Consider the following 18,537-nt stretch of genomic DNA (forward strand, 5'->3'; position numbering starts at 1 on the left):
TAATTATGAATATTATAAAAGTAGCATCTCTTCTTATTGTAACATTATTAATAGTACCTATTATAAGTTATTTTTTTGGAACTTCACTGGGAACTATTGAATGGCTAGCCTTAAAAACAACAATGTATGTAACTTTTGGTGTTTTTGTTTATTGTTTTGTTGTAGGTGAACTTACAGATAATAAAAGTCAGGTTGATAAACTTTGGAGTATTATACCTATTGTTTACGTTTGGATTATTGCTTCTTATGGCAATTATTCTCCCAGACTGATTTTAATGCTTATTTTAGTCGCTATTTGGGGAATTAGGTTAACCTATAACTTTTCAAGACACGGTGCTTTTACATTAAAGTTTTGGGAAGGTGAAGAAGATTATCGCTGGCAGGTTTTAAGAGAAAAACCAGAATTTCAAGCCCAATGGAAATGGACTTTATTTAATTTGTTTTTCATTTCGGGTTATCAAAATATTTTAATTTTATTATTTACACTTCCTGCTTTGGTTGTATTACAATTTAACAACACACCTTTGGGTTTATTAGATTATATAGCTGCCGCTTTGATGTTGTTTTTTATTATTTATGAAACTATTGCCGATGAACAACATTGGAAATTTCAAAGTAAAAAACACGCTATGATTAAAGCGGGAGAAACTTTAACAGGTGATTACAAAAAAGGTTTTTTAGACAAAGGATTGTGGGGTTTATCGCGTCATCCTAATTATTGGGCTGAACAAAGTATTTGGGTAGCTTTTTACTTATTTAGTGTTGCTGCATCTGGACAATGGATTAACTGGAGTATTGCTGGTTGCTTGTTATTATTGGTTTTATTTCAAGGAAGTTCAGAGTTTAGTGAAGAAATTAGTGCTTCAAAATATCCTGGTTATGCCGATTATCAAAAAAGAGTCTCTCGATTTTTTCCTTCGAAATCCAAATAGTAATATTGTTTAAATATTATTTCATTTGTGTCCGATAAAACTTTTTAAAAGAGGGATTTCCAATTTGGAATTCCCTCTTTATAGTTAATATTGCTTTGCGAACCATATTTACTATGAACAAAAATACACACTTTATCGGAATTCCCCTAATTAAGTGGATATTACAATTTATTTTACCATCAGATATTTCTTGGACAGCAGAAATATTATTTGTATATCCTGTTATTTCATTATCACTTCACACCGTGCTTCAGCTCCGCTCAGCAACCGGTTATTGAGCTTTTCGATTTGCTCAAGACAGGCTTGGTAAAATACAGGGTCTCATCCTATCTTAAAATTCACTGTGTAATGCATCCCAATTCTGAAACAATCTAAAATCGTGCTCCCTTTCCTAGGGAAAGGGCTGGAGATAGGATTCAACAAAAAAAGTTCAAGCAATTTTACAATTACTTGAACTTTTTATATTTTTAAACTTTACTTTTTTCTTTAAAAACTACTTAGTATCTGCATCTAAATAATCTGCAATTCCATCACCATCGGTATCATCATTACGTGGATTACCATCTCCGTTGGCATCTTCATCAATTGTTAAAACACCATCACCGTCATCATCATTATCTAAATAATTTGGAATTTCATCACCATCAGTATCATCATCTGTTAAATTTGAATTTCCATTTAAATCTTCATAAATAGATAATACAGTATCATCATCATCGTCTACAACATTAACATCTTGCAATGTAATTTTAAAAATTAATGGATAATTAGGCGGAATAGATCCTGTTTGGCTACCTGAAGGTCCATATGCTAATCCAGAAGGAATAAACAAATAACCTTTCCCATAATCTACATAACTAAAAGATTCATCGGGATTTATAACTTTAACACCACTTTTAAAATGCGTAAAACCATATTGCCAACCAAGTATTGTTTGAGATAGCGGAAGCCAAATAAATTTTTGACTTTCATCAAAAGTATAATTATTTAAAGTTGTTCCTTTATAAGTAGATAAAACAGAATCAATACGCTTAGGTTGTATTTGCGTACCTTGTTCTTGAACTAAATAATACAATTTATATGCAATATCATTTTCCACAATATCCTCAACTTCAACTAGATCCATTAAAGGTGTTTGTCCAGCATCAATTAATTCCAAATCACCATCAACATTTAAATAATAAGTTTCTAAGTATTTAACAATTGAATCATTATCCTTAACAGCTTGTTCTTTGGCATTAAAAGGCACAACCTCATCTTTTTTACAAGCATTAATTAACAAACCAAAAGCAAGAATAAATAAAATAAATTTAATTTTCATTGAGTATATTTTTAAGATGCGCAAGATACTATTTTCATACCTTTGTTAAAAGGAAAAGTTAAATATTAACTTTATTATATGAATTTATATGAGAATTGATAAATATTTATGGTGTATTAGATATTTTAAAACACGAAGTATTGCTACTGAAGCCTGTAAAAAGGGACATATTAGGGTAAATGGAGAAAGTGTTAAAGCATCTAAAACCGTTTTTAACAACGATAAAATTACATTAAGAAAAGACCAAATTAATTATCAAATTGAGGTATTAGACATTCCTGCAAATCGTGTGGGTGCTAAATTGGTTGATTTATACAGAAAAGATACCACGCCAGCCGAAGTATTTGAAAAATTAGAATTGTTGAAATACTCTAAAGATTATTATCGCAAAAAAGGAGCAGGACGACCAACTAAAAAAGACCGTAGAGAAATAGACGATTATACTGAAGATGATGAGATTTGATAAAAATTTTTGGGATGCTAAATACCAAAACAACCAGACAGGATGGGACATTGGCTATGCCTCTACTCCTATCAAAACATATATTGATCAGTTACAAAATAAAGATTTAAAAATTTTGGTTCCTGGAGCTGGCAACGGTTATGAGGTCGAATATTTATTTAATGAAGGGTTTAAAAATATAACCGTGATAGATATTTCTGAACAACCTTTAAAAAATCTACAACAAAGATTGCCTAATTTCCCTAAAGAACATTTGATTCATACCAATTTTTTTGATCATAATAATAAGTATGATTTAATTTTAGAACAAACATTTTTTTGTGCTTTAGATCCAAATTTAAGAATTGAATACGTTGCTAAAATGTACGATTTACTTAAAAACAAAGGAAAATTAGTTGGATTGTTATTTGATTTTGAATTGACTGAAGATGGCCCTCCTTTTGGTGGGAGTTTAAATGAATATTTAAACTTATTTGCTGAAAATTTTAAAATCAGTACTTTAGAAAGATGCTATAATTCTATAAAACCTAGAAATGGTAATGAATTGTTTTTTATATTTGAAAAAAATTAAATAAATGGAAAGTTCTATAATTTTAACAAACAATCAAATAAAAAATAAAACCCGTCGTATAGCTTATCAGATGTACGAAACAAACAGCAATGAAAAAGAAATTATTATTGCTGGTATAAATGGTAACGGCTATATTTTTGCTCAAAATTTGGCTAAAATTTTAAATGAAATTTCCGATTTAAAAGTGGTTTTATGTGAAGTTAAAATAGATAAGAAAAAACCACGAAACCCAATTACAACCGATATTGATTCAGCCAGTTACAAAAACAAATCAGTAGTTTTAGTTGATGATGTTTTAAACTCTGGGTCTACACTTATATACGGAATTAAATTCTTTTTAGAAGTGCCTTTAAAACGATTTAAAACTGCGGTATTGATCAATAGAAATCATAAAAAATTCCCTGTAAAAGCCGATTTTAAAGGAATTTCACTTTCAACTTCAATGAACGAACATGTTTCAGTTGTATTTGAAGCTAATAATTCTTATGCAACTTTAGGTTAATTTCTGCTGTAATTTCTTCAATAGATTTATCATTTACTGAAATGATATAATTCGCCTTTTCGTAATATGGATTGCGTTCAAACAAATGTTTGGCAATATATTCTTGTAAATTCTCCGTTCCAATAGTTGCAACCAATGGTCTTTGAGAAGTTTCGTGTTGTAAACGATCAAAAATAGTAGCAATAGAAGCTTTTAAATAAAATGAAACTGCACAATTTTGAATTAATTCCATGTTTTTTCCATAGCAAGGAGTACCTCCACCTAACGAAATAATGGCATTTTTATCAATTTTTAATAATTCTTCTAAATATTCTGCCTCTTTTTTTCTAAAATAAATTTCACCCTTAACCCTAAATATTTCTGAAATTGAAATTTGTTCTTTTTCTTCAATGTAAGCATCTAAATCAATAAAATCCAAACTTTTATCTTTTGCCAATACTTTTCCAACAGCAGATTTTCCACTCGCCATATACCCTAATAATACAATTTTCATTGGTTCTTTTTTTAGATTTTTAATTGTTTAGCAAATATCGAATAAAAAATTACATAAAAAAACTTGTGTAATTAACATTAGATAGTATCTTTGCACTCGCAATTGATAAAGGAACAATGACCTGGTAGCTCAGTTGGTAGAGCACCTCCCTTTTAAGGAGGTGGTCCTGGGTTCGAGCCCCAGCCCGGTCACAAAAAAAGTTAAGCATTATGCTTAACTTTTTTTTTACACTATAATGCGCACGTGGCGGAATTGGTAGACGCGCCAGCTTGAGGGGCTGGTATTCGCTTAGAATGTGGAAGTTCGAATCTTCTCGTGCGCACTTTAAAAAACAATTCTTTGTAGTTTCAAATTCTTAGAAACAATCCTGCTTTTTTTAAAATTGACTTTGTTTTACAACTTTTAAGCTTAGTTACAAAAATAATATATATCTAAAAACTTATTGAATAGTATAATTTTCAAGCCTCTTAATTGTAAATATTTCTTGCAACATTTTATACAATTAATTTTCACTGAAGCTATTTTATAAAGATTTAGATAACAAAAACTAAAAAGACATTTCAGAATAACAAATTACAGCTATTTTAAGAGCATTTATTTAATAAATACAGGGCTAAGTAACAAAATCTAATTTAATTGCATTACAACTAACAACTAAAGTAAAAATTTAGACTACACCTCTACATTTTTATTTGCATTGTAATAATGTTTTAAAAAATTTAATTATAAATTACAAGCCACTTTTGTTAACATAAAAAAAGCGTTTAAAATTTCTTTAAACGCTTTTATATATTTCTAAATTAAAACTTCCTATACTTTTCTGAAATTTTAAAAACATGCTCTAAAATACGTTCTTCAACTTCATCAAAAACTTCATTTTTGCGCTTCATAACTAAAATAGCAGTATCTTTTGCTTTATTTATTTGATATGTTGAAAACCCAGCTGCTCCACCCCAACTAAATGAAGGTATAAAGTTTCGAGGAAAATTACTACCATAAATATTAGCGCTTACACCAACAACTGTACCTGTGTTAAACATTGTATTTATAGCGCATTTAGAATGATCTCCCATAATTAAGCCACAAAACTGTAAACCAGTTTTTGCGAAATTTTCAGTCTCATAATTCCACAAACGAACTTCATCATAATTATTTTTCAGGTTCGAATTGTTAGAATCAGCGCCTATATTACACCACTCACCTAAAACAGAATTACCTAAATAACCCTCATGACCTTTGCTACAACAGCCCGATAAAATTGAGTTGTTTACCTCGCCTCCAATAGTACATTTTGGACCAACAGTAGTAGCTCCATAAATTTTAGAACCCATTTTTACTACAGAATGTTCTCCCAATGCAAAAGGCCCTCTAATAAGGCTCCCTTCCATAACTGTTGTATTTTTCCCTATGTAAATTGGACCATTAGAAGCATTTAAACTTGAAAAGAAAACTTGAGCACCCTCTTCAATAAAAATATTTTCTTTATTAATACAATGAACATCTTTTGGGATTGGCTGAGACTTTCTTCCTTCTGTAATTAATTCAAAATCAGAAATTAAAGCTTCTTTATTTAAAGTAAATAAATCCCACGTATTTTTAATTTGAAGTAAATTTTCATCAAACTCAAGCTGCTCATAAGAGTCAAAATCTATTTCATCCTGATCATCAGTGGTAAAAAAAGCAATAACTTCTTCACCTTTAAAAATAGCTTGATTTTTTTTCAGATTTTGTATTGCTTCAACCAATTCTAAAGTTGGTAAAAATGATGCATTTATCATTATATTCTGCTCCATTTCCACCATTGGATATTTCTCTTCCAAATATTCTTCGGTAAGCGTAGTAGTACTTAAACCTAAATGCGTTTCCCATTTTTCACGAATAGTTAAAATTCCTATTCTTAAATCGGCAACGGGTTTTGTATAAGTTAATGGTAACAATGAATTTCTAACTGTACCATCAAATAAAATATAGTTCATAGTAAATATTTTACGCAAATGTACAGCAAGTTTTTACTTTTTCAAATGAAAAAAGGAATTGTATTTAAATGATTTTAGATTCTTTTAAATAATTTTCAATTGTATCTGCTGCATCTAAACATGCATTAAGAGTTCCAATTCCAGTACAGTAACCACCGTTTATTTGGTCGTTTTTACACTTTATTGCTGAAATTTCTATTTTTTTAAAATTTTCATCAATTTCAACACATTGATTGTACAATTCTCCAATTGTTGCATTTACAGCAAATTCTACATTATTGGTTAATAAAAAACCTTTTAAATAGTTTTCGATAGCAAACTGTGAATTTTTACATGCTGAATAGCTTACGATATCTTCAGATGGTTTATTTAAAGCGTCTTTTGCCAATTCTAACTTTCTACTTCCTTCATTTAAAAAGGCTTGTGATCTTGAACTCATTTCAATAATTTTTATAGTTAAAAAAAGTGCCAAATATAGATATACTTGGCACTTAATAAAAGGAATTATTATAAATTTTTATAAAGTTCTAAACGTTCCCATTGTGTATCAACTTCTTCTTGAGCTTTTCCTAAAAGAACTCCTGCTAATTCAGGGTTGTCTTTAAGAACTCTTGTAAATCTAGTTTCAGTATACATAAACTCTTCAAGAGGTGCTGCAGGAGCTTTAGAATCTAATCTAAATTTCTTTCCTTTTTCTGATAAAGGATTGAATCTAAATAATGGCCAGTAACCAGTTTCAACAGCTTTCTCTTGGTGTAAAGTTCCGTCTTTTAAGTCGTAACCGTGTTCACCACAATGAGAATAAGCAATAATTAATGATGGTCCTGGATAAGCTTGTGCTTCTTCAATTGCTTTTAATGTTTGGTTATCTTTTGCACCAATTGCAATTTGAGCAACATAAACATTACCGTAAGAAACTGCTTGTAAAGCTAAACTTTTCTTAGAAGTTAATTTACCATTCATTGCAAATTTAGCACTTGCACCCATTGGAGTAGATTTAGAAGCTTGTCCACCTGTATTAGAGTAAACTTCAGTATCCATTACTAAGATATTGATATTTTCTCCTGAAGAGAATAAATGATCTAAACCACCGTAACCAATATCATAAGCCCAACCGTCACCACCAAAGATCCAAACGTCTTTTTTACGTAAGTATTCAGAAAGGTTTCTAAGTTTTTTTGCATCGTAAGAATCAAGTTTATCTAAAATAGCATTTACTTCTTCAATTTGATTTAATTTTTGCTCTTTTAAAGTCTCATCAGTTTCAGCATTGTTAAGAATATCGTTAACCAATGCGCTACCAATTTCATTTTCTAAAGTTTTTAATAAATCAACAGCTATTTCTTGTTTTTTAGATAATGCCAATCTCATACCTAAACCAAACTCAGCATTGTCTTCAAATAATGAGTTTGCCCAAGCTGGTCCGTGTCCTGCTTTATTTGTTGTATAAGGTGTAGTTGGTAAGTTACCACCATAAATTGATGAACAACCTGTTGCATTTGCAATTAACATACTATCACCAAACAATTGGGTAATCATTTTAATATATGGTGTTTCACCACAACCAGAACAAGCACCTGAGAACTCAAATAATGGTTGTAAAAATTGTGAACCTTTTACTGTTGATGTTACCAATTTTTTTCTATCGTAATCTGGTAATTCAATAAAGTAATCCCAATTTGCATTTTCAACTTTTTCTACATCACGTTTTTCAGCTAAGTTAATTGCAAATGTATTTGGAACCTCTTTGCTTTCAGCTGGACAAACAGCAACACAAAGATCACATCCTGTACAATCTTCAGGAGAAACTTGTAATACATAACTTTCTGTTTTGCTATCAAAAGGTCTACCTTTAGCTGGTACATGTTTTAAAGATGCAGGAGCATTGGCTAATATATCGTTAGAAACAACTTTAGCTCTAATTGCAGCGTGAGGACAAATAGCAACACATTTATTACATTGTGTACAAATATCTGCATCATCCCAAGTTGGTACAAATGTTGCGATACCACGTTTTTCATATTGTGTAGTTCCTGTTGGGAAAGTTCCGTCTGCTGGGAATGCACTTACTGGTAAAGAATCACCATTACCTGCTAAAATAGTTCCTAACACATCTTTTACAAAAGGACTTAAATTGCCTGTCATTAAAGGCATTAAACCATCTTGATTGGTTGTATGACGAGGGTACTCTACTTTTTGAAGATTTTCTAAAGATTTATCAACAGCGTTAAAGTTCATTTGCACAATCTTATCTCCTTTATGAGAATATGATTTTACAATAGCAGCTTTAATTTTAGCGATAGCTTCATCTTTAGGTAAAACACCTGAAATAGCAAAGAAACAAGTCTGCAATACTGTATTAGTACGTTTTCCTAATTTTGCTTCAAGAGCCACTTTAGTAGCGTCAATTACATAAAATTCAACATTTTTATCAATAATTGCTTTTTGAATTACACTTGGTAATTCTGCCCAAATTTTATATTTAGAGTGTGGAGTATTTAATAAAAATGTACCACCATCTTTCATGTTTTTAAGAATATCGTATTCGTACACAAAATTTGGTTGGTGACAACCTATAAAATTAGCTTTGTTAATTAAATAGCTAGAGTAAATTGGCTCTGGACCAAAACGCAAATGTGAAATAGTTTGTGCACCTGCTTTTTTAGAGTCATATACAAAATATCCTTGAACGTAATTATCAGTTGTTTCACCAATAATTTTAATTGAGTTTTTATTAGCACCTACAGTACCATCAGACCCTAAACCATAGAACATACAGTTAAATGTATTCTTTTTAGTTTGGAAATAAGGGTTAATTGGTAAACTTGTAAATGTAACATCATCATTAATACCAACTGTAAAATGATTTTTTGGTTTTTCATTTTCCAATTCATCATAAATACCTTTTACCATAGCTGGTGTAAATTCTTTTGAAGAAAGACCATAGCGACCACCAACAATAGATGGCATAGCAATTCCTTTTTCAACATAAGTAGTTACTACATCTAAATATAAAGGATCTCCTGTAGCACCTGGTTCTTTAGTTCTATCTAATACAGCTACTTTTTTTACTGTATCTGGCATTTCAGCTAAGAAATCTTCCATAGAGAAAGGACGGTATAAACGCACGAATAAAGCACCTACTTTTTCGCCTTTTTCAACCATTGTATCTACAGTTTCTCTAACTGGACCTTCACCAGAACCCATAATTACAACTACTTTTTCAGCTTCTGGATGTCCTATATAATAAAATAAACTATACTTTCTACCTGTATGTTGATAGAATTCATCCATAGTTTCTTTTACAATTCCTGGTACTTTTTCATAAAAAGGATTACAAGCCTCACGAGCTTGGAAAAATACATCTGGATTTTGAGCTGTTCCTTTAATTGAAGGATTGTTAGAATCTAATGCGCGTTTTCTGTGCTTCATTACTTCTTCTTCAGGCATCATTGTTTTGATAACATCTGTAGGAATCGCATCAATTTTAGAAATTTCATGTGAAGTTCTAAATCCATCAAAAATATTCATAAATGGAACTCTACTTTTTAAAGTTGCCACTTGAGAAATCAAAGCAAAATCATGTGCTTCTTGTACACTTCCTGCAAATAACATTGCATAACCAGTTTGACGAGCAGACATTACATCAGAATGATCTCCAAAAATAGACAATGCATGTGTAGCTAATGTTCTAGCCGCAACATGAATAACATTAGGCAATAATTCACCTGCTATTTTATACATATTTGGAATCATTAATAATAATCCCTGAGATGCTGTAAATGTTGTTGTTAAAGCTCCAGTTACCAATGAACCATGAACAGTTCCTGCGGCTCCAGCCTCACTTTGCATTTCAACAATTCTAGGTACATTGTTCCAAATGTTCTTTTTACCTTTAGCACTATACACATCTACATGTTCACCCATTGGTGATGCAGGTGTAATTGGATAAATAGCACAAACTTCATTTGTTTTGTGAGCAACAATAGCTACAGCTTCATTAGCATCACAAATTAATTTTGTTTTCTCTTCTTTCATTATACTTATAGGTTTACACTTAATAATTTATAAAATTGATATTAAAAATTGAAAAGTATTACAAACAATGTAATTGCATTTTAATTTTCAATATGGTAAAATTATATGTTTTAAGTAAAAAATATAATGACATATGTCAGTAAAAAATAGCCATTTACTATTTAGAAACATTTAAAATAAACATTACAAATACCTGCAAAACAAAAGGTTAACCAATGTAATAAACCAATCAAACATAGTTATGTAACAAAATTAGCATATAATTAACTTAAAGTTTAAGGCTAAAGACCTGTTAAAACTTTAAAAAAGCAACATTTACATATAATTGAATTTATTGCTATTAAAAAACAATAAACTAATAAAAAAGAAACATGTAATATAAGGTAATATTATAAAGCGTAAAATAGTTGAAATAGCATTTTACTTTTTGAAGTAATTATAAAGAAGCAGCCGCAATAACTTACGAGAAAATTGTCGTCCCCACAACGGTAGTAAATCTATAAGTCAATTCTTACGGCTGCAAATACTTTAAATTTATAAATTATATTGATATTTTATAAAATATTCACACAATAAAACACTTCAAAAAAAAATAAATTATGCTTTGGTAAATTTTGGGGTAAAATTGGGGCAGTGTTATTAAATAAAAAATTAAATATTCATTTTACAATAAAGAATTATTTAAGATTTCTACAAATCTATAAAATTTTATTTTATTATTCTAAAATAAAAATAAATAATATCATTTTTATTACCTGATTTTAATAAAAAAAACGTAAAATACTGAATACCAATAGGAATATACAGTGTTTTACGTTTTTAAAAAATTTATTTTAATATAATAATTAATAAAAAAATAGCTTTAAAAAGCAACAAAAAATAAAATATTACTTAAAACAATAAACCATTTTTTTTAAAAACTACTTTTAGCATTTAGTAACATAAAATCAGTAATTACCATAGCTGCTAATGCTTCAACAATTGGTACTGCTCTAGGTACAACACAAGGATCGTGACGCCCCTTACCTATCATTTCAACAATATTTCCATCTTTATCAATTGTTGATTGCGCCTGCATAATTGTTGCAACAGGTTTAAATGCTACTCTAAAGTAAATATCCATTCCGTTACTAATTCCTCCTTGAATACCACCTGAAAGATTTGTTTTTGTTGATCCATCTGAATTGAAAATATCATTGTGTTCACTTCCTTTCATTTTAGCACCACAAAAACCACTTCCATATTCAAAGCCTTTTACTGCATTTATAGAAAGCATTGCTTTGCCCAATTGCGCATGTAATTTATCGAAAATAGGTTCACCCAAACCAACAGGTACATTTTGAATTACACAAGTAACAGTACCTCCAATTGTATCGCCTTGCTTTTTAATTTCATTAATACGTTGAATCATTTTTTCAGCAGCAACATCGTCTGGACAACGAACAATATTGTTTTCAGCATTATCTAAATCAACCGATTGATAAGGTTTTTCCATAAAAATATCACCTACTGAAGAAGTAAAAGCATTGATTTTTATAGAAGGAATAGCTTGTTTTGCAACCGCACCTCCTACTACCCAGTTGGCTGTTTCACGCGCTGAAGTTCTTCCTCCACCTCTATAATCTCGTACACCATATTTTTTATCATACGTATAATCAGCATGAGATGGGCGATATGAATCTTTTATATGAGAATAATCATTAGAACGTTGATGCACATTTTCAATAATAAACCCTATAGAAGCTCCTGTAGTTTTTCCTTCAAAAATACCCGATAAAAAACGAACTTCATCTGGTTCTTTTCTTTGTGTTACAATTTTAGACTGTCCAGGTTTTCTTCTATCCAATTCATTTTGAATGGCTTTAAAATCAAGTTCAATTCCTGCTGGGCAGCCATCAATTACACCTCCAATAGCTTCGCCATGAGACTCTCCAAAAGTTGTTATAGTAAATATTTTTCCGAATGAATTAGCCATATTTTTATTTTAAGCCACAAATGTAAAAAAAGAATTTTATTGAGGGTAGATATATTTGTTGAAATAAATTTAAAAAAACCACAATTTTATTGCAAAAACTACAACCATAATAATTAAAAAGTTTTTAACCAACCTATCACCCTTTTTAACAGACCATCTACTTGCAAACCAGCCACCAGAAGCATTTCCTATGGCTAAAATCAATCCTTTTTGCCAGTCAATAGTATCGTTATAAGCAAAGACTACAACCGCAGACACCGTGTAAATGAGTGCTACAGTTACCTTTATAGCATTACTTTTAACCAATGAAATATTATTTACAGTAGACAATATAAAAAGCATTATAAATCCAACACCCGCCTGGATAAAACCTCCATAAACTCCTACAAAAAAGAATAAAAAAATACTCAACCATAGATACTTACCTGTAGTTTTTTCTATTTTAATTAAATTCTTAGCTTTAGGTTTAAGCACCATTAAAATTACTACCAGAACCATTATTACAGCTAAAATCTTATTAAATGCTTCACCTTTTATATCTACGGCAATTTGAGCACCTAAAACAGCTCCAAACAAAGCTGAAATACCAACATAAATACTAAAAGGAAATGTAACAACACCTCTACTTTTAAAACCTGCAGTGGTAAAAATGTTTTGAAAAAGAATTCCGATTCGATTTGTCCCATTTGCAATATTTGGTGGTAATCCTAAAAAAATAAGTATAGGTAATGTTAATAAAGAGCCACCTCCAGCTATTGTATTTATGGTTCCTGCTATAAAACCAACTAAAATTAATACAACTATTTCTATTGTAAAATCCATGTAATAAATTGATTTACAAATGTATTTTAAAATAATTAAAAATATTAAGAAAAAAAGTGACAAAAAGTTTGAGAGAAACAAAAAAGCGTATTATATTTGCAACCGCTAAGGAGAAATGGCAGAGTGGTCGAATGCGGCAGTCTTGAAAACTGTTGAGGGTCACACCTCCGGGGGTTCGAATCCCTCTTTCTCCGCTAAGAGAATAACAATTCTCACCAAAAGCCCATAAATGTTATGTTTATGGGCTTTTTCATTTTACCAACTTACCAATAAATACCATCTAAACACATATAAAAAGGGGCTAATTCGGTGTCAGTTTCAAATAATCAAAACTGACACCGAATTTCACTAAAACACCTTATTTTAATAAGGTTTCGAGCTGTTAGTTTAAAATATTTTTTGTATATTTAATGTATGAAAAATTGCTATTATTATGAAAAATTCATTCTCCCTCCTATTTTACATTAAAAAAACCAAAGCAGATTCCAACGGAAAAACAATGATTTATATGAGAATCACTGTAAATGGTAGGCGTGCCGAGCTCAGTATCAAAAGAAAAATTGATATTAAGAAATGGAGTTCAGATACAGGAAGAGCCAAAGGTCATTCAGAAGAAGCTCAAAAAATCAATAAATTTATTGATATCATTTATCATAAAGTTTACAAAATACACCAAAATTTTATTGAGAATAACGTCAATTATACAGCTTTAAAAATCCGTGATTTTTACTTAGGTAAAAATGACAACAAAAAAATGGTGATTGCAATTTTCGAAGACCACAACAATCAAGTGGAAAAATTAGTAGGTAAAGACTTTGCTCCTGGAACTGCCGAACGTTATAAAACCGCTAAAATGCACGTTGAGAATTATATTAAAAAAGAATACAATGTAGACGATATTCCTGTAAAAGATGTAGACCATAAATTTATCACAGGGTTTGAATATTATTTGAAAACGGAAAGAAATTGTGCTCACAACACAGCTATTAAATACATCACCAATTTTAAGAAAATTGTTCGAATAGCTTATGCAAACAATTGGATTAGCAAAGACCCATTCTTCAATTGGAAAGCACGTTTAAAAATTGTGGATAGAGAATTTTTAAACGAAGATGAAATTCAAAGTTTGATTAATAAGGAATTTCAGATACCACGTTTAGACCAGGTAAGAGATATATTTATATTTAGTTGTTTCACAGGTTTGGCTTATGCAGATGTAAAAAAACTAACAAAAGACAATATTGTGATTGGCATAGATGGTAACAAGTGGATAAATACCAAAAGAACAAAAACCAATACAGCAAGTAATATCCCAATTTTACCATGTACCGAAGATGTAATAGGGAAATATTCAGATCATAACGAAGTAATTTATGGTAACAAACTGCTGCCTGTATTAAGCAACCAAAAAATGAATGCTTATTTAAAAGAAATTGCAGACATCTGCGGCATCACAAAAAACCTTACTTTCCATTTGGCTCGTCACACGTTTGCCACTACGGTTACATTAACCAATGGGGTTCCAATCGAATCGGTAAGTAAAATGCTAGGACATAAATCTTTAAAAACTACTCAGCATTACGCTAAAATTATAGACAAGAAAGTAAGCGTTGATATGAACATACTTCGTGATAAACTAAATCAAAAAAATGAAGAAAGTTTAAATTCAGACAAACAACAATCAGTTTAACTTTTCTTATTTAAAATGAATATAGATTGTACTATTTTTTTAATATTACTTTAAATCAACATATTTTTTGATTTAATTTGATTCATAATAAATTGCTTTTTTAAACTTCAAATTCAAAGCGCCTGTTAAGCCCAACTTTTTTATAAAGGAATGAAGTGTCTTTTGTGCGTTTGAAAAAGAGTTAAACTTTTAATTGTGAAAAATAAATATGAAAAAATCCTTTTAGATTTAGAAAGGAAAATGAAAACTTTTGAATTAAAAAATAAAGATATTTTAAAAGTAACAGAATTTAATTTAACTACTATTGAAAACTGTCTAAAGAAAACAAGGGAAAAAATTATTGCTGAAGAATTCTATTCAGACCAAGACGAAATTTTTTTCTTTAAACAAATCAAACCAAAGATTTTTGCAAAGTTCATTTATAATTTTAATGTGCTTAATATTGAAAATAAACGTCCAAAAGGAAGTATAAAGGGGCAAAAGAAGTACTTTGAAAATGAAATTGAAAAGCTGCAGGCTTATTTTATTGAGCATCATATTTTTTATAAATATTTTAGGGGTGGTGAAACCTACTCAGATCAACAGTATTTTTTGAGGAAAAATAAAAGTGTAAAAATTCATTTAGACTGTCTTGGTTCCTACCTTGATGGTGAGTTTGCCACTAGTCTAGATTCAACCTTTGCAAAGTTTATTGGCTATGAATTGACCATCGAATATTTAAAATTTGAACTTTCAAAATTATCTGGCCAATCACTATATCCTGTAATTCCAGTAAAATCAAAATTAACCTGGACAGGTAGTAAAATTGGTTTGATTGAATTGATATATGCAATATACAATTCAAAAGTCATTAATTACGGTGAAACGGAAATAAAAGAATTGGCAGCTTTTTTTGAACAATCATTTAATATTGATCTAGGTGACTATTATAGAGCTTACATAGAAATTAAGAACAGAAAAACAAACATTACCAAGTTTTTAGACTTTTTAAAAGAAAATTTCCTCCAACGTATACTAAAATTTGATGAATAAAACACCCAAGTTGGGTAAAAAAAATGAAAATAATATTTAGTGTAATTTGATATGCTAAAATCAATTTTCAAATTTTATTGCTATCAAATTGTATCAATTAAATCCAAACAAAATGTTTGAAAAAAATAGCCCAACTTGTGATTTTTAATGAGTTATACTTCACATATTTGCCTTATGAAAGAGAAACAAAGAAATACTTTCTTCATTATTAATCGAAAAATTGCATAGTATGGCAGCAAAAATTATTACACCAGAGGATTTAACCGAATTTAAAGTCGATTTATTAGACAACATTGAGAAACTAATAAATAAGCAATCAAACAAAAGTAAACCTGTAAAATGGATGAAATCTCCAGAAGTTAGAAAACTATTAGGACTTTCAACAGGAACACTTCAAAATTTAAGAATAAACGGAACCTTGCCCTATACCAAAATGGGAGGTGTCATTTATTATGACTATGAAAAAATTATGAATGTGTTAGAGTCAAATATGGTCAATACAACCGACTAACCAATTTACACCCTTGAATTAATCCAAATTCAAGGGTTCTTTTTAATTTAAAATAGGAAACACTGGTTTTTGGTCTATTTATTAGGTCTAAAAAAGCCAAGTGCAATTCATCATACAATAAATTCAAGTCTATGAACTACATCAAACACCTCAACGGAGTCTATATTCAATTTTCTAAAGACAATCGTTTAAATCCATCCCATATTAGCCTGTATATAGCTTTATTTCAATTGTGGAATTACAACCGATTTCCTGCAGAATTTCATATAAGCAGAGAAGAAATTATGAAACTATCAAAAATTGGATCTACAGCAACGTATCACAAATGCATAAAAGAGCTAAATCATTGGAAATATATAATTTATAGTCCATCTCACAACCCTTTTAAAGGCAGTAAAGTAAGGTTGTTCAATTTTGAATCAAGCGATAAAGAAGATGTGAATTTAGACCGTTCGTTAAATGAACAAGCACTGATATCTAATATAAACATTAATAAACAAAATATAAACTTTATTAAACTAGAGGCAATCGCAAAAGAAAAAATGATTTTAGATTTTTTTAAAAAAGAAAATTACCCGGAATTGGAAGCCAAAAAATTTTTCAACCATTACCAGGGCATCGGATGGAAAGTTGGCGGAAAAACCAAAATGGTCGATTGGCAAGCCACCGCCCGAAGTTGGATGCTAAAATCCGAAGAAATGAAATTATCATCTCGAGCACAAGCGAGAGAAAACGATCCAAACGCTTTACCACTTGACCATTTTCAAGACAACCTCCACGTCAACCAAAATAAAAGATATGATATCCCACTTTAGCAGATAAAAACCGCCCTAGGATTTGGCAGGCGAGTGTCAAAAGTTCGAAGAATCCGTAAAAAGAAATGCTGTTTGAGCGTAGCGAGTTCATTTCTTTTAGGATTTAAGAACGTATTTGACCGCCGAAAATCCAAGGCTTGATTTTTTGTTTCGTTTTGCATCAAGGCAAAATGAAAAGAACATTCTAAGAGTCTAAAATGTCAATTCGATAATAGCAATTAAAAAAATTAACCACTATGAACCCAACACCACACATCAAAACCGAAGGCACCTCAAAATTCCAAATAGGAGAAATCCGAAACAACACTATCCACTACGATTTCGAAAAAATAAAAACCTACCTCAACATCAAAGGCCATATGTTATTCGGAAAAAACTTCAGAATTCACAAAGAAGACGAAAAACTAATTTTCAAACTATGCTCATACTTCATACAAGACCACCACAGCTGCGCTCAAATGGGAATCGACACCAGCAAAGGTTTATTGCTTACTGGACCCGTGGGATGCGGTAAAACATCATTGATGAAATTACTATTGCACCTGGCACCACACAAAACTAACTACTCGCTCGTTCCAACCCGAAATATTATTTTTAATTTCAATACATCCGGATTCGAAGTTTTAGAAAAATACAACCAGACAAAAAACTACTGCTTCGACGATTTAGGTGTAGAACCAACCGGTTCTCATTACGCAAAAGAATGTAACGTAATGGGTGAAATACTTTTATCACGTTATGATTTATTTACCCAAACCAGCCAAAGTCATAGTCTTAGTTTTAGTCAAAGCCAAAGTCATTCAAAAACCCACATCACCACCAACCTCAACGTAGACGAAATTGAGAAAAAATATGGAAATCGTGTAAGAAGCAGGCTAAAACAAATGATGAACGTTATAGCATATGATTCAAATTCTATAGACAAAAGACAGTAAGTTCATTATTCACGAATACCAAAACAAATAAAAAAGGGATGAGTAATGTTTAACTTGATAAGCTTTGATCGTGATTCAAAAGATAAAAGACAATAAAAAAACCCAACTCAAAAGAGTTGGGTTTAAATTGCTATGAAGTTAGGCTATCTAAAAACAACCTAACATATCAAATGTAATTCTTTTAAAATTAAACACAAACTTTTATTCGGTTTTTTGTTTCTTTATTGGGCAATGCAAAAAAAGAAAGAACACCCATTACGGTTTCCCGTAATAAAATTTACACTAATTTGTTTTAATTTGACAAACACTCAACCAAAAAAGTATAAACATAAAAAAACCCACCTCTGCGAGATGGGTTAAAAATTGCTATGAAAAAGATGTAGGCCTATGAAAACCTACATTTCAAATATAAAAAAAAATATTTAAAAAACATATAAAAAATTCACAATTAAACCCTATTA

General features: G+C 30.2%; 16 protein-coding genes and 3 tRNA genes. 12 read left to right on the forward strand and 7 right to left on the reverse strand.

What is annotated here, in order from left to right; all coding sequences use genetic code 11:
* Positions 1-5 precede the first annotated feature (5 nt).
* Positions 6-932, forward strand: a complete 927-nt coding sequence (locus EC396_RS15280; RefSeq protein ID WP_129367659.1) for a DUF1295 domain-containing protein — start codon at positions 6-8, stop codon at positions 930-932.
* A 493-nt stretch (positions 933-1,425) separates the two neighbouring features.
* Here EC396_RS15280 and EC396_RS18250 read toward each other — a convergent pair whose 3' ends face one another.
* Positions 1,426-2,253 (reverse strand): FKBP-type peptidyl-prolyl cis-trans isomerase, encoded by an 828-nt coding sequence (locus EC396_RS18250; RefSeq protein ID WP_129367660.1) that lies wholly within the window; start codon positions 2,251-2,253, stop codon positions 1,426-1,428.
* An 88-nt stretch (positions 2,254-2,341) separates the two neighbouring features.
* Between EC396_RS18250 and EC396_RS15290 the strand changes: the two genes are divergently transcribed.
* The 3 genes from EC396_RS15290 to EC396_RS15300 are packed head-to-tail and all read left to right on the forward strand — an operon-like array spanning position 2,342 to position 3,789.
* Positions 2,342-2,716 (forward strand): RNA-binding S4 domain-containing protein, encoded by a 375-nt coding sequence (locus EC396_RS15290; RefSeq protein WP_129367662.1) that lies wholly within the window; start codon positions 2,342-2,344, stop codon positions 2,714-2,716.
* Entirely contained in the window at positions 2,703-3,287 is a 585-nt protein-coding gene (locus EC396_RS15295; protein WP_370276522.1) for a methyltransferase, read from the forward strand. Before EC396_RS15290 ends, EC396_RS15295 begins: the two co-directional genes overlap by 14 nt.
* 4 nt (positions 3,288-3,291) lie before the next feature.
* Positions 3,292-3,789 carry a phosphoribosyltransferase family protein gene (locus tag EC396_RS15300; RefSeq protein ID WP_129367666.1) on the forward strand — a complete coding sequence of 166 codons (498 nt, stop codon included), beginning with the start codon at positions 3,292-3,294 and terminating at the stop codon, positions 3,787-3,789.
* On the opposite strand, the gene EC396_RS15305 is transcribed toward EC396_RS15300, so the two are convergent.
* Positions 3,761-4,282: a shikimate kinase gene (locus tag EC396_RS15305; protein WP_129367668.1), complete on the reverse strand. Its 522-nt coding sequence runs from the start codon at positions 4,280-4,282 to the stop codon at positions 3,761-3,763. The two genes, EC396_RS15300 and EC396_RS15305, sit on opposite strands and share 29 nt — an antisense overlap.
* A gap of 118 nt (positions 4,283-4,400) precedes the next feature.
* Here EC396_RS15305 and EC396_RS15310 point away from each other — a divergent pair.
* Together EC396_RS15310 and EC396_RS15315 are read left to right on the forward strand one after the other, a co-directional pair.
* A tRNA-Lys gene (locus EC396_RS15310) sits at positions 4,401-4,473 on the forward strand.
* Between the two features lie 46 nt (positions 4,474-4,519).
* Positions 4,520-4,604: transfer RNA gene (locus EC396_RS15315), tRNA-Leu, on the forward strand.
* 478 nt (positions 4,605-5,082) lie between these two features.
* Here the strand turns inward: EC396_RS15315 and EC396_RS15320 are convergent.
* From EC396_RS15320 to EC396_RS15345, 5 genes are all read right to left on the reverse strand, one after another.
* Positions 5,083-6,258: a GlmU family protein gene (locus EC396_RS15320; protein WP_129367670.1), complete on the reverse strand. Its 1,176-nt coding sequence runs from the start codon at positions 6,256-6,258 to the stop codon at positions 5,083-5,085.
* A 64-nt stretch (positions 6,259-6,322) separates the two neighbouring features.
* Positions 6,323-6,697 (reverse strand): HEPN domain-containing protein, encoded by a 375-nt coding sequence (locus EC396_RS15325; RefSeq protein WP_129367672.1) that lies wholly within the window; start codon positions 6,695-6,697, stop codon positions 6,323-6,325.
* 68 nt (positions 6,698-6,765) lie between these two features.
* Positions 6,766-10,296 carry a pyruvate:ferredoxin (flavodoxin) oxidoreductase gene (gene nifJ, locus EC396_RS15330; RefSeq protein ID WP_205757977.1) on the reverse strand — a complete coding sequence of 1,177 codons (3,531 nt, stop codon included), beginning with the start codon at positions 10,294-10,296 and terminating at the stop codon, positions 6,766-6,768.
* A 913-nt stretch (positions 10,297-11,209) separates the two neighbouring features.
* Entirely contained in the window at positions 11,210-12,271 is a 1,062-nt protein-coding gene (gene aroC, locus EC396_RS15340; RefSeq protein ID WP_129367675.1) for a chorismate synthase, read from the reverse strand.
* Positions 12,272-12,340: 69 nt separating this feature from the next.
* On the reverse strand, positions 12,341-13,093 hold the full coding sequence (locus tag EC396_RS15345; protein ID WP_129367676.1) for a sulfite exporter TauE/SafE family protein: 753 nt from the start codon (positions 13,091-13,093) through the stop codon (positions 12,341-12,343).
* 109 nt (positions 13,094-13,202) lie between these two features.
* Between EC396_RS15345 and EC396_RS15350 the strand changes: the two genes are divergently transcribed.
* The 6 genes from EC396_RS15350 (at position 13,203) to EC396_RS15375 (ending at position 18,076) form a co-directional block, all read left to right on the forward strand.
* Positions 13,203-13,287 (forward strand) — tRNA-Ser (locus tag EC396_RS15350).
* 239 nt (positions 13,288-13,526) lie between these two features.
* Positions 13,527-14,783: a site-specific integrase gene (locus tag EC396_RS15355; RefSeq protein ID WP_129367678.1), complete on the forward strand. Its 1,257-nt coding sequence runs from the start codon at positions 13,527-13,529 to the stop codon at positions 14,781-14,783.
* A gap of 195 nt (positions 14,784-14,978) precedes the next feature.
* Entirely contained in the window at positions 14,979-15,815 is an 837-nt protein-coding gene (locus EC396_RS15360) for an RteC domain-containing protein (RefSeq protein WP_129367680.1), read from the forward strand.
* A 229-nt stretch (positions 15,816-16,044) separates the two neighbouring features.
* Positions 16,045-16,326 carry a helix-turn-helix domain-containing protein gene (locus tag EC396_RS15365; protein WP_129367682.1) on the forward strand — a complete coding sequence of 94 codons (282 nt, stop codon included), beginning with the start codon at positions 16,045-16,047 and terminating at the stop codon, positions 16,324-16,326.
* A 131-nt stretch (positions 16,327-16,457) separates the two neighbouring features.
* The gene (locus tag EC396_RS15370; protein ID WP_129367684.1) at positions 16,458-17,141 is read left to right on the forward strand and encodes a hypothetical protein; all 684 of its coding nucleotides are present in this window, start codon (positions 16,458-16,460) and stop codon (positions 17,139-17,141) included.
* Positions 17,142-17,500: 359 nt separating this feature from the next.
* Positions 17,501-18,076, forward strand: coding sequence for an ATPase (locus EC396_RS15375; RefSeq protein WP_370276476.1), 576 nt, complete (start codon positions 17,501-17,503; stop codon positions 18,074-18,076).
* Positions 18,077-18,537: the final 461 nt, after the last annotated feature.

This window comes from Lutibacter sp. HS1-25 (assembly GCF_004121075.1).
In the GTDB taxonomy this organism is placed as follows: domain Bacteria; phylum Bacteroidota; class Bacteroidia; order Flavobacteriales; family Flavobacteriaceae; genus Lutibacter.

Bases quoted from the DNA above. Each gene is read 5' to 3' on its own strand.
- EC396_RS15375 (WP_370276476.1), top strand. From the start codon at position 17,501: ATGTTATTCGGAAAAAACTTCAGAATTCACAAAGAAGACGAAAAACTA.
- EC396_RS15365 (WP_129367682.1), top strand. From the start codon at position 16,045: ATGGCAGCAAAAATTATTACACCAGAGGATTTAACCGAATTTAAAGTC.
- EC396_RS18250 (WP_129367660.1), bottom strand. From the start codon at position 2,253: ATGAAAATTAAATTTATTTTATTTATTCTTGCTTTTGGTTTGTTAATT.
- EC396_RS15370 (WP_129367684.1), top strand. From the start codon at position 16,458: ATGAACTACATCAAACACCTCAACGGAGTCTATATTCAATTTTCTAAA.
- EC396_RS15305 (WP_129367668.1), bottom strand. From the start codon at position 4,282: ATGAAAATTGTATTATTAGGGTATATGGCGAGTGGAAAATCTGCTGTT.
- EC396_RS15290 (WP_129367662.1), top strand. From the start codon at position 2,342: ATGAGAATTGATAAATATTTATGGTGTATTAGATATTTTAAAACACGA.
- aroC (WP_129367675.1), bottom strand. From the start codon at position 12,271: ATGGCTAATTCATTCGGAAAAATATTTACTATAACAACTTTTGGAGAG.
- EC396_RS15325 (WP_129367672.1), bottom strand. From the start codon at position 6,697: ATGAGTTCAAGATCACAAGCCTTTTTAAATGAAGGAAGTAGAAAGTTA.
- EC396_RS15320 (WP_129367670.1), bottom strand. From the start codon at position 6,258: ATGAACTATATTTTATTTGATGGTACAGTTAGAAATTCATTGTTACCA.
- EC396_RS15300 (WP_129367666.1), top strand. From the start codon at position 3,292: ATGGAAAGTTCTATAATTTTAACAAACAATCAAATAAAAAATAAAACC.
- EC396_RS15280 (WP_129367659.1), top strand. From the start codon at position 6: ATGAATATTATAAAAGTAGCATCTCTTCTTATTGTAACATTATTAATA.
- EC396_RS15295 (WP_370276522.1), top strand. From the start codon at position 2,703: ATGATGAGATTTGATAAAAATTTTTGGGATGCTAAATACCAAAACAAC.
- EC396_RS15345 (WP_129367676.1), bottom strand. From the start codon at position 13,093: ATGGATTTTACAATAGAAATAGTTGTATTAATTTTAGTTGGTTTTATA.
- EC396_RS15355 (WP_129367678.1), top strand. From the start codon at position 13,527: ATGAAAAATTCATTCTCCCTCCTATTTTACATTAAAAAAACCAAAGCA.
- nifJ (WP_205757977.1), bottom strand. From the start codon at position 10,296: ATGAAAGAAGAGAAAACAAAATTAATTTGTGATGCTAATGAAGCTGTA.